A 10929-nucleotide genomic window follows, 5' to 3' on the forward strand; every position below is an offset into this window, starting at 1 on the left:
GCCACATCGGTGCCCGTTCCGCCGATGTGTCTGGCCGGGCGAAATGGGCGACGCGCGGCCCGATAGGTCAGATGGCCGCGATACCGCCCTCCTGTGGTCTCTGCCCGTTGACCAAAGGACAGACCTTGAAGGATGGGCCACATGGCGCAAGTCAAGGGCTGGTGAACCGTTGGCGAAATCAAGCCTGTCTCGCCTCAGGCGGGCTTTGTCGCAATCGCGCTGATGAACAGGATCGCCCCGAAAAACGTGCCGTTGGTGACACGGCGCGCGGCCTCTGCCTGAAACGCCTCTGACAGGGCCTCCCCGATTTCCGCGGCCTTGGCGGCGGCGGTCACGCCGCGCGACATCAGCGACTGGAGATAATCCGCCTGCTGCGTCTGAACAAACCCATGCGCCGTGCACCGCGGCGGGTCAAACCCCGCATCCTTCATCAGCGCGGGCAATCGGCGCATGATATAGCAATCGTGGATCAAGTTGCGCTGCGTCGCCGTCATCGCCGCCTGTAGCGGGTCGCCGTCAAACAGCGCGACGGTGTTTGTTGCATAGTCTCCGTCAAAGACGGCCAGCGTGCCGCCGGGCCTCAAGACGCGAAACGCCTCTGCCAGCGCCGCCGCGGGATCCGGGAGATGAGAGTAGACGGTATGGGCGACCACCACATCGAAAGCCGCGTCCGACTGGCCTGTGGACACAGCGTTCCCGACCGCAAATCGCAGGCCGTCGCGTCCGTGAAAACGTGCGCGCGCACGCGCCAACAGCCCGTCCGAAGGGTCGACGCCGGTGAAATGGGCGGGAGAGGTGGCCCGCAACAGCGCCTCGGTGCTGGCCCCGTTCCCGCAGCCGATTTCCAGCACCTGTGCGCCGGGTCTGGGCAGTTGTCCCATGTAACTGGCGCAGATTTCCTGCATGGCCGGATCTCTGGCCCGGTCGTCCATCGACGCGGCGATGGCGTCAAGGACGGCCTCGGGTTGTTCGGAGATGCTCAGATACAGATCGGTCATGGAATGCCCCCCACGGGGGACAGACTAGCGCGAACAGGGATTTTTGGAAACGGCCACGGTCGCGCAGTCACGCGGATGTCTCAGGTGGGTTCTGTCGCCGCCTCCAGCAGGCAGGCAACCTGACGGCCGTTGCGATCCACCAGCGGCGGGCGGATGTGGGCGCAATCGGCGATACGCTTGGGGCAGCGCGACTGGAACAGACAGCCCTTGGGCAGGTTCATCGGGCTGGGCAGATCGCCGGTCAAAAGCTGCGGTTGCGTGCGGACGCGCGGGTCCGGCACCGGCACCGCCGACAGCAAGGCCTGCGTATAGGGGTGGCGCGGATCGTGGACGAGGTCGCGCGCCGGGGCCATTTCCATCATGCCGCCCATATACATGACCAGAATGTCGTCCGAGATATGGCGGACCACGCCCAGATCATGCGCCACAAAGATCAGCGTCAGACCCATTTCGGCCTGCAAATCCTTGAGCAGATTGATCACCTGCGCCTGAATCGATACGTCCAGGGCCGAGACCGGCTCATCACACAGCAGGATCTGCGGTCGGGCGATCAGTGCCCGCGCGATGCCGATGCGCTGGCACTGGCCGCCGGAAAACTCATGCGGAAAGCGGTTCATGTTGCGCTGCGGAATGCCGACGCGGTCCAGCATCTCGACCACTTTCTGCCGCCGCTCCTTGGCCGAAAGCTCGGGGCAGAAGTAGATCAACGGCTCTGCCACGATCTCGCGGATGGTCATGCGCGGGTTGAGCGAGGCCATCGGGTCCTGAAAGATCATCTGCATCCGACGGCGCAGGCGCTGCATCTCTGCGCGGCGGCGATAGTCGATCTCTTCGCCCTCCAGCGTGACGGTGCCATTGTCGCGCGGACCCAGCCCCGCAATTGCGCGGATCAGGGTAGATTTGCCGCATCCGGATTCGCCGACCACGCCCAGCACCTTGCCGGGCATCAGGTCAAAGCTGACGCCGTTGACCGCATGCAGGCGACCGGGAGGCGACCACGGAAACCGCTGCCCCTGACGATGCGGGAAAGTGACGTGCAGATCGCGGACGGACAAGATCGGGTTGGTCATGTCAACTCCTCCACCGGGCGGATACAGGCGCGACCGTCCTGCATTGTCGGCAAGGTCCGGTGGCATTCGGGGATCGCATCGACGCAGCGCGGGGCAAAGGGGCAGGCGGTGGGCGCGCCGGTCTGGTTCGGCGGGCTGCCGGGGATCGCCGACAGTTCAGCGTCGTCGTCGGTGATCCGGGGCACGGCGCGCAGCAGACCACGAGTATAGGGATGGCCGGGCGCGTCAAAGATCGACAGCGTCGGCGCGGCCTCCATCATGCGGCCACCGTATAGCACCATCGTGTCTTCACAAAAGCCAGCGACCACCCCCAGATCATGAGTGATCAACAGAACGGCGGTGCCCATGTCACGCTGAATGTCGTCCAGCAGCGCCATGATCTGCGCCTGAACGGTCACGTCCAGCGCAGTAGTCGGCTCATCCGCAAGGATCAGGCGCGGTTTGCAGATCAGCGCCATGGCAATCACGATCCGCTGCCGCATGCCGCCGGAAAATTCATGCGGATAGGCCCTGAGCCGGTTCTTGGCATCGGGGATCTTTACCGCGTCCATGACCTCTAGCGCGCGTTTGCGCGCGTCGCTGCGGCTGACCCCCTCATGCAGTTCCACCACCTCCCCCAACTGGCGTTCGATGGTCATGTAGGGGTTCAGGGAACTCATCGGATCCTGAAAGATCAGCGCGATTTCCTTGGCGCGCAGGCGGTTCAATTCGGACGTGGGCAGGCCGATCAGGTTGCGCCCGTTGTACAGGATTTCTCCCTCAATCTCGGCGTTGCGGGCCAGCAGGCCCATGATGGCCAGTGCGATCTGGCTTTTGCCCGATCCGCTTTCGCCCACCAGCGCCAGTTTCTGCCCCTCCGCCATGTCAAAGCTGACATCGTTGACCGCGTGGATCTTGCCGTCGCCAGAGCGGAAACGGATTTTGAGGTTTTGAACGGACAGCAGGGTCATCGGCGATCCTTGGGGTCGAGGGCGTCGCGCAATCCGTCGCCGATGTAGTACAGAGACACCTGCGCGATCACGAAAAAGGCGGCGGGGTAGGCCAATTGCCACAGCGTGCCGAAGGTCATGGTCTTGGCGCCCTCGGAAATCAGCGCACCCCAACTGGTGTTCGGTTCCTGAATGCCGACGCCAAGGAAGGACACAAGGCTTTCGGCCATGATGACCTCTGGGATGACAATCGAGGTATAGATCACGATCACCCAAAGGATGTTGGGGGCGAGGTGTTTGAAGATGATGGCGAAATCGCTCATCCCCAGCATCCGGGCGGCATCTACGAATTCGCGGTTCTTCAGCATCATGACCTGACCGCGCACGATCAGCAGTCCGGCGGTCCAGTTCACAAGGATGATCACAATGATCATCTGCGTCAGCGAGCGGCCAAAGAAGGCCTGCCAGACGACAAAAAAGATGATGTAGGGGATGGAAATCCAGATCGTGTAAAAGCCGACGATGATCTGATCCAGCCGCCCGCCAAAGTAACCCGCAAGCGCGCCCAGCGTGGCCCCCAGCAACACCGCCAGCGGCCCGGCGACAAAGCCCACCATCAGCGATGTGCGCGAGCCTTGGACGACGCGGGCAAACAGGTCACGGCCCAGTTCATCGACGCCGAAGTAGTGACCGTTCTCCCAGTTCGGCCCGCCCTCAGTCTTGATCTGGCCCAACAGGTTCCAGTCGATTTCTTCATAGCTCCACTGGGCAAAGGCATGGCCGAAGAGCGCGAACAGCAACAGCGCCAGCAGCATGAAGATCGAGAACACCGCCAGCCGGTGCCCCAGAAACCTGCGGCGTGCGTCGGCCCAGAAGGACCGCGAAACGATCATCTCTTCGGCGACGGTTTGGGCGAACTCTTGGGAATTCAGGCGTTTTTTGGCGTCTGTCACAGGTTGCTCCGCACCTTGGGATCGATCCAGGCGTACATGAGGTCAAGCAATAGGTTCAGCGTGAAGGTCAGCAGGCTGTACAGCACCGCTAGGCCCAGCAGCATGGCATAGTCGCGGCTATAGGCCCCGTCGATAAAGTCCTGCCCGATCCCGCCGGTCGAAAAGAACACGTCGATAAAGACCGACCCGGTGATCATGTAGACAAAGACCGGCCCCATATAGGTCAGCGTTGGCAGCAGCGCCGGTTTCAGCGCGTGCCGCCAGATGATGGTGCGCTCCGGCAGGCCTTTGGAGCGTGCGGTCAGGATGAAGGGCGCGTTTAACACCTCCAGCAGGGACCCCCGCGTCAGGCGCGCGACCCCGGCCATGTAGGATGTCCCCAGTGCAATCGCTGGCATGACGATGTATTGCCATTGGCCGCCGTTCCATCCGCCGCCGGGCAGCAATCCCCACGACAAGGTGAACAGCAGCACAAGGATCGGGGCGAGCACGAAATTCGGAAAGATCTGGGAAAAGATGGCGAGGCCCGTCATCGTGTAATCCCAGAAACTGTTGTGCCGCAGCGCGGCGATGATCCCCAGAGGGATGCCCAGCACCAACACAAAGACCGCCGACCAAAAGCCATAGGTCAGCGTCACCGGGAAACCCTGCGCGATCACGTCGTTCACCGTTCGGTCCTTCTGCGCGAAGGAGGGACCAAAGTCGAAGTGGAAGACGATGTTCTTGATGTAGGTCCAGAGCTGGACATACAGCGGCTGATCCATCCCGTAGCGTTCCAGCACGTTCTGCATCACTGCGGGCGGCAGGGGTTTCTCAGAGGTGAATGGCCCGCCCGGCGCCAGCCGCATCAGGTAAAAGGAAAAGATGATCAGCACCAGCAGCGTCGGAACGACCGTCAGGATGCGGCGCAGGGTATAGTTGAACATGAAGGGTCCAGTGCAAAGGGCGTCGGGCGCGAAACCCCGTCCCGGGCCTGATCCGGGACCTCTTGCCAGCAGCAAAAGGCCCCGGACCGGCGACAGGGCAGAGGCCCCGGATCAGGTCCGGGGCGGTGGGCCGCCAGTTGGCGCTGTCGCGCCTATTCGGCGACCTTGTAGAGGTCCTTTGCATACCATGTCTGTTCGACGTTGTTGATCGGCCAGCCCTGGATCGCGTCGCTCAGCATGATGTTGGTCGAGTAGTGGTAGATCGGGATCACCGGCATTTCGTCGGCAAGGATCGCCTCGACCTCGGCATACAGCGGATTGGTGTCCTGCGAGGATTTCGCCTCTGCCATCAACTCGTCCACACGGGCGTTGCTGAACTTGCCGTCGTTGTAGCCGGACTGCGAAGTCAGCAGGTCGAGGAAGGTCGAAGCCTCGTTGTAGTCGCCGCACCATGCGCCGCGCGCCAGTTCAAAGTTCTGGTTGCCGCGGGTTTCAAGGAAAACCTTCCATTCCTGATTTTCCAGCGTCACCTCGACACCAAGTTTCTGCTTCCACATCTGGCTGGCCACGATGGCGATCTGCTGGTGGCTCTCGGAGGTGTTGTAGAGATAGGTGAACGACAGCTTTTCGCCGTCCGGGCCGTAACCGGCCTCTGCCAGCAGTTCCTTGGCCTTCGCATCACGCTCTGCCTGAGTCATGTTGGCATAGGCAACCTCGGGGATCTCGAACCCGTCGGTGGCGCCGGGGGTAAAGGTATAGGCCGAGAACTGGCCGCCTTGCAGCACGCGGTCCACGATCACGTCGCGGTCCAGCGCGTAAGACAGCGCCTGACGCACGCGCACATCCTGAAACGGCTCTGGCCCGTTCTTGACGTTGAAGGTCATGTAGTAGTTGCACAGGCGCGGCAGGGCATAGGCCTCTGTCGGGAACTCTTCTTTCAGGGTCGGGTACTGGCCGGACGGAATTTCCGTCTTGTCGACCTCACCGGCGCGCCAGCGGGTCAGGCCCTGCGCGTCGTCGCCAATCACCAGCGTCACAACCTTGTCGAGCACGGTCTTGTCGTTGTCCCAGTACATCTCGTTGCGCTCACGCACAGAGCGTTCCTTGGGGACGTGTTCGGTCAGGACATAAGCGCCGTTGGTGACGATGTTCTCGGGGCGCGTCCACTCGGAGCCGTGTTCGTCGATCACCCACTTTGGTGCGGGGAAGGTGGTTGCATGGCTGACCATCTTGGCGAAATAGGGCAGCGGCTGCGACAGTTGCACAACCAGCGTGTGATCGTCGGGGGCCGACACACCCAGATCGGTGATCGGCTTTTCGCCCGCGATGATGGCGGCGCCGTTCTCGATCGACATCAGTTCCATGTACCACGCATAGGGAGAGGCCAGCTCAGGCTCGACCGCGCGCTGCCATGCATAGACAAAGTCACCGGCGGTGACGGGGGTGCCGTCCGACCATTTGGCATCGTCGCGCAGGGTAAAGGTGTAGGTCTTGTTGTCTTCGCTGACGGTGTGGCTGAGGGCGACGCCGGGCACGATCTCGCCTTCGGCGTTCTGGTTGTACAGACCCTCGAACAGGTCGCGCACAACCTCGGAGCCGTTCACATCCTCGACCACCTGCGGGTCGAACGACGAAAACTCGTCCAGCACCCGGTAGGTAAAGACCTGTTCGGCGGCAAGCTGCGTGCCATCGGGGACATCGGCGGCAAAAGCTGCGGTGACCAGCGTGGTTGACAACAGCATCGGAACAATCGCGGAACGAATTTTCATGGTTCTCCCCTTGGTTTGTTGATTTGGCCAAAGCGTGCCTCAGTTGACCGCCGAAGCAAAGGCTTTTCTCCGGTGGAATTGCCACGCCGTCGGGTCAACCGGAAGGGGATATGCTTTGGCGGTGCAGGACAGCGTTTGTCCGGCCAGGGCACCGCGATTGTTTCTGTTGGCGGATGACGCTGCCGCGACCAGTCACGCCGGATCGGAAATCAGCGGAACATTGGCCATGTTGGCCCAATAGGCGGCCACATCCGGCATGTTTTCAACCTTGAAGATCAAGGCCACGGGGCCGGTTTCCGGGTAGGCGAGCCCAAGTGCAAGATCCAAGTGCGACTGAGGGCAAAAAAAGAAGATTTCGTTATTTCTCAGGGGATTGTCTGGATTTTCAATGGTGTTGAAAGCCAGTTCCGCAAGCGTGGTCAATTCCTCGGCCAGGCCGGGGTCCGGCTGGGTCGGCACAGGGGCCTGACCGGGGCGGCAAACGGCGATCAGAACCTCTTCGGCCGCGTCGATCAGGCAGGCAATGCGGTCGGTAACGGCGTTGTCAAACGGCGTCAGGCCCAGGTGATGCAGCAGTGCCGGACAGGTCAGTCCGGCCTGCGCCGGATCGGGGGAGGTTGCGGGTGGGCCGGTCGAAAACGTGATGGTTTGCTCGCCCGGAAACAGCTGCGAAAGGAGGGCCGCGACCGGGTCGATATCCGCCGCCAGCAACGGACGACTCAGCAGGTCCGGGGCGGCGGCGCGCATCTTGGGGGTGACGTCGATCACGCGGGTCAGCGTGCCGGCGGCAGCCTCCAGGATCAGCAAAGGGCCAGAGCGGTCCCGGATTGTCAGACAGCGTGGCGCGACGCAGGCCGCGACCGCGTCCACCACCGCGCCGAGCGCCTCTTCCGGGGTCGCGGCCTCAACCCTGCGGCCAGAGGTGCCAAGCGCCGCCGCCCTTGACAGGATGGTGCCCAGATCGGTGGGCAGAACGTCCCCGGTCATTCCATGAACTCCTGTTGGAAAAGGTCCAGACCAGCCGCGCAGGCCGCGCCAAGGTCCGCCGACGGCCCGAACAACCCGCATAGCACCTCCGCCGTCTCGACAGGCGATTGCAGAAAGACCCGGCTGCCGGTGGGACCGGACAGGATGGCGGTGCCGGATGCGGGCAGTTCGCCGGCAAAGAGTGACCGGGCCAAACCGCAGAGGTGATCGAGCCGTTCCTGCCCGAAATGCACATCGCTGTTGGACAACAGAACGGTGCCCGTCGACAGATCGACCAGCATCAAAAGCTCGCAAGAGGCAAAACCGGCGCGAAACCGGAAAAGATCATCATGGGTCATGGGGCCGCCCTCACGTCCCAGTCATGCCCCGATGTCCGTTAATTTCACCTTACGACCGGCCCGATTGCCGGGACGCTCAGGCGGGCCGTTGCTCTGATCCGGCGCGGTGCCCGTGGGATTTGCTGCGGGTGATCCGGCGCGGCACAACCCGGCCGGGGCTTTTGGTTCCGGAAGATGTGCGGTTCTCTGCCCGCGTTTCAGGGGCGGGTCGACCGGCAGGTGGTGTCGCGCCGGGGGCGGGCGCGTCCAACCCTTCGAGCGCGTGGCACAGAAACTGCACAAGGGCGTCCGCGCCGGTCGCGGCCAGCACCGCGTCGTCATCGCGTCCCGCCAGCGCGCCGGTCAGCGAGATCGGCAACACGTCGCGAAACAGCGCCCCGGCCTCGCCGCGCACGCGGGCCATGACGCGGGCGCGGTCACGTTCGGTCTGCATCTGGTCGATGCGGGTGACAAGCAGCAGGCTCTTGGTCCAGAGCAGCGGCGGCACCTGTTCCCACAGGGCGGCCTCTGACTGCCGCCATGCCTGATTGGCAGGGGTGCACCAGATCGCAAGATCCACCTTTGGCAGGAACTCTGACCAGAAATCCGGTGCCATGTTGGGGTCTGCCGTGCCGGGCATGTCGATCAGGTCGCAGGCGTGCAGTATGTCCGCCTCCAGCGCGACGGTGATCATGCGCGTATCGTCGGGCCGCACCTGTGACCAGTTATCCATGGGCAACGGCTCTGATGCACCGTCACTGGCGATGCGCAGCACCTCTGGCGCACCTTGTCTGTACCAGACCGGCGGCAACTGGGTCGCCGTCACCTGCACCGGAGACCGGTCCTGCCCAAGCAGCAGGTTCGCCAGCGTGCTCTTTCCGGCGCTGAATTCGCCCATCAGGGCGACGCGGGGTTTGCGGGGGGCGGGGACGGTCGGGGTCTCATGTGTCATCGGGCTGACCTCTGGAGGCGGTTCACGGGGGCGACGGGCGGCAGGTCGACACGGGGTGGGGCGGCCTCCTGTTGGGCCAGTCCCAGCAGGATATCGCGCTGACCCTGAATGAAATCGGCAAGCGTCCGGCGCACGGCATCTGTAAAGGGCGCGGCGCATTGGTGGTGCAACGTGTCCACCACCGGCTTTGTCTCTTCGTGGATCAGCCGGGCGAAATCCTCTGAAAAGGCCTCATACCCGCGCTGACGACGCCAGAACCGCGCCCACCAACTGCCGCGCAGGTCAAGGGCGATGGTCTGGCCCAGGCTGATCGGCGCGGGCACGGCGGGCAGCGGCGGCGGCGCAATGGACGGCACGTCAGAGGCCAGACCGAAGGCGTGCTGATACAGCGCGTTGATGTCACTGGCGGCGGTTGTCAGGACATCGGTGCCGGTCTTGCCAGCGCCTTGGGCAAAGACCTTGTAGGCACTGCGCAGCAGCATCCGCAGGCCAGAGGGGTCATAGGTCCAGATTTCCGCCTCGCCAAATTGTTCAAGGTGTTTGACCAGCGATCCGGTCGCCCGGCCCAGAAAGGCGCGGCGGGCATTGTCGGTACGGCCGGCAAAGCTGTGATGGACCTTTTCCAGCCCTGATTCCAGCGCGGCACAGGCGCGGTCCTCGATCTGGTCGAACTGTTGCAGCAGGTCCTGCGCCGAGATTTGCAGATGCCGTGGCGTGGCGGCGCCGCTGGTGTCCGGCTGCGTCCGGGCGGCCAGCCCCGTCCGCAGGTTTCCCAGCGCCACCCCAAGCGTCTCTTCGATCCGCGCGCCGGGGCCTTTGTCGATCCGCTCTGAAATGGCGTCCCCCAGCGCACGCAGGCCGGACAGATGCCAGATGATCTCACGCGGGGACAACTGCGCCAGTGCGCCGTCCACATGCGCCTCGGCCCAGGAGACCAGCGCCTGTGCGCTGTCCGCCCCCAGATCGGCAAAGCTGCCCGCGACCGCATGATGCGCCCAGTAGCCGCTGCCAAAGAGAATCTCGGCCTCTTGCGGACCATCGAATTTGCGCAGGGTGTCGATGATGCTGGCGCGGATCTGCGGCACCGCGTGCACCGGGTCGGCCAGTTCGTCGATCCGGTTGACAAAGATGATGACCTCACGCGCCTTGACGTTGGAAATCAGCCGGATCAGCCCAAGGTCCACCGAGGACAGCGCCTGTTGCGCCGACAGGACCACCACGCACAGACGGCTGCCGCGCAGCGCGTTGACGGTGATCTGCTCGCGGATCATGAAGGTGTCGTTCACCCCCGGCGTGTCGCGCAGACACAGGGGCAGGGGCAGGTCGGGGCCGGCAAACCACAGATCGGCGGATTTGGTGATATCGGCGAAGCGGCCCTGATCGGGACTGCCGTCGGCCTCTTCCCAGAAATCGTCGCCAAGGCAGACGTATCGCTGGATCAATTCCCGATCAAAGGTTTCATAGTCATGGGTCTGACCCAGCAGCATCTGAAACTTGCGCCCCAGCCGCGCCTTGGACTTTTCGCGCATCTCGTCCAGTTGCGCGCGGACCTTTTCCAATTCATCCTCGGCCCCGGCGCGGGCGGCGATCTCTCCCACCCGACCGCCCTGACGGATCAGGTTGTCCCATTCCTCATTGGTGAAAAACCGGAACGAGGACCGCCGGTCCTGCGGGCGCAAGTGCGGCTGCATGTGCAGCGAGGTGACGACCGAGGTCCATGGGTTGACGTCGGCGGGCAGCAGGTCGGGCCAGCCGGTGAGCGCGTTCACAAGCGTGGTCTTGCCCGCCTTCACCTGACCGATCAGCGTGACCGAGGGTTCGAACCCGCGCAACTGACGGCGCAATTCGCGCGCCTGATGGGCAATCGCGTCTTCGCCGCATCCGGCCAGATCGACCAGCGACTTGTCCAGCGCGCCAAGGCGGGTAGCCAGTGCGCCAAGCCCGGCAAACGCCCCCAGCGCGGGCTTGTCCTGAGGGGCTGCGGGGGCCTGCGGTGTCATCTGTCTTGCCTCATGTGGTTTTACGCGG

At 63.5% G+C, this 10929-nt stretch carries 10 protein-coding genes; all 10 read right to left on the minus strand.

The window, feature by feature from the left end; translation table 11 throughout:
* Positions 1-194: 194 nt before the first annotated feature.
* Positions 195-998 carry a methyltransferase domain-containing protein gene (locus ACN0S5_RS06750; RefSeq protein ID WP_417207216.1) on the minus strand — a complete coding sequence of 268 codons (804 nt, stop codon included), beginning with the start codon at positions 996-998 and terminating at the stop codon, positions 195-197.
* 80 nt (positions 999-1078) lie between these two features.
* Complete coding sequence (locus tag ACN0S5_RS06755) at positions 1079-2068, minus strand: ABC transporter ATP-binding protein (protein ID WP_417207217.1); 990 nt, start codon at positions 2066-2068, stop codon at positions 1079-1081.
* The gene (locus tag ACN0S5_RS06760; RefSeq protein ID WP_417207219.1) at positions 2065-3018 is read right to left on the minus strand and encodes an ABC transporter ATP-binding protein; all 954 of its coding nucleotides are present in this window, start codon (positions 3016-3018) and stop codon (positions 2065-2067) included. The genes ACN0S5_RS06755 and ACN0S5_RS06760 overlap by 4 nt, the downstream gene beginning before the upstream one ends.
* Positions 3015-3950 (minus strand): ABC transporter permease, encoded by a 936-nt coding sequence (locus ACN0S5_RS06765; RefSeq protein ID WP_417207221.1) that lies wholly within the window; start codon positions 3948-3950, stop codon positions 3015-3017. Before ACN0S5_RS06765 ends, ACN0S5_RS06760 begins: the two co-directional genes overlap by 4 nt.
* Entirely contained in the window at positions 3947-4876 is a 930-nt protein-coding gene (locus tag ACN0S5_RS06770; protein ID WP_417207224.1) for an ABC transporter permease subunit, read from the minus strand. Before ACN0S5_RS06770 ends, ACN0S5_RS06765 begins: the two co-directional genes overlap by 4 nt.
* A gap of 152 nt (positions 4877-5028) precedes the next feature.
* The gene (locus tag ACN0S5_RS06775) at positions 5029-6645 is read right to left on the minus strand and encodes a peptide ABC transporter substrate-binding protein (RefSeq protein WP_417207226.1); all 1617 of its coding nucleotides are present in this window, start codon (positions 6643-6645) and stop codon (positions 5029-5031) included.
* 192 nt (positions 6646-6837) lie between these two features.
* Complete coding sequence (locus tag ACN0S5_RS06780) at positions 6838-7632, minus strand: hypothetical protein (RefSeq protein WP_417207228.1); 795 nt, start codon at positions 7630-7632, stop codon at positions 6838-6840.
* Entirely contained in the window at positions 7629-7970 is a 342-nt protein-coding gene (locus ACN0S5_RS06785; protein ID WP_417207230.1) for a hypothetical protein, read from the minus strand. Before ACN0S5_RS06785 ends, ACN0S5_RS06780 begins: the two co-directional genes overlap by 4 nt.
* A gap of 76 nt (positions 7971-8046) precedes the next feature.
* A complete protein-coding gene (locus tag ACN0S5_RS06790) occupies positions 8047-8901 on the minus strand; it encodes a hypothetical protein (RefSeq protein WP_417207232.1) in 855 nt (284 codons plus the stop codon).
* Positions 8898-10901 carry a dynamin family protein gene (locus ACN0S5_RS06795; RefSeq protein ID WP_417207234.1) on the minus strand — a complete coding sequence of 668 codons (2004 nt, stop codon included), beginning with the start codon at positions 10899-10901 and terminating at the stop codon, positions 8898-8900. The genes ACN0S5_RS06790 and ACN0S5_RS06795 overlap by 4 nt, the downstream gene beginning before the upstream one ends.
* Positions 10902-10929 lie beyond the last annotated feature (28 nt).

Origin of the sequence: Antarctobacter sp. (genome assembly GCF_048262615.1) — a bacterium.
In the GTDB taxonomy this organism is placed as follows: Bacteria; Pseudomonadota; Alphaproteobacteria; order Rhodobacterales; family Rhodobacteraceae; genus Antarctobacter.

Excerpts from the sequence above, each read along its gene's own strand:
- ACN0S5_RS06755 (WP_417207217.1), bottom strand. The coding sequence starts at position 2,068 with ATGACCAACCCGATCTTGTCCGTCCGCGATCTGCACGTCACTTTCCCG.
- ACN0S5_RS06775 (WP_417207226.1), bottom strand. The coding sequence starts at position 6,645 with ATGAAAATTCGTTCCGCGATTGTTCCGATGCTGTTGTCAACCACGCTG.
- ACN0S5_RS06760 (WP_417207219.1), bottom strand. The coding sequence starts at position 3,018 with ATGACCCTGCTGTCCGTTCAAAACCTCAAAATCCGTTTCCGCTCTGGC.
- ACN0S5_RS06770 (WP_417207224.1), bottom strand. The coding sequence starts at position 4,876 with ATGTTCAACTATACCCTGCGCCGCATCCTGACGGTCGTTCCGACGCTG.
- ACN0S5_RS06750 (WP_417207216.1), bottom strand. The coding sequence starts at position 998 with ATGACCGATCTGTATCTGAGCATCTCCGAACAACCCGAGGCCGTCCTT.
- ACN0S5_RS06795 (WP_417207234.1), bottom strand. The coding sequence starts at position 10,901 with ATGACACCGCAGGCCCCCGCAGCCCCTCAGGACAAGCCCGCGCTGGGG.
- ACN0S5_RS06785 (WP_417207230.1), bottom strand. The coding sequence starts at position 7,970 with ATGACCCATGATGATCTTTTCCGGTTTCGCGCCGGTTTTGCCTCTTGC.
- ACN0S5_RS06780 (WP_417207228.1), bottom strand. The coding sequence starts at position 7,632 with ATGACCGGGGACGTTCTGCCCACCGATCTGGGCACCATCCTGTCAAGG.
- ACN0S5_RS06790 (WP_417207232.1), bottom strand. The coding sequence starts at position 8,901 with ATGACACATGAGACCCCGACCGTCCCCGCCCCCCGCAAACCCCGCGTC.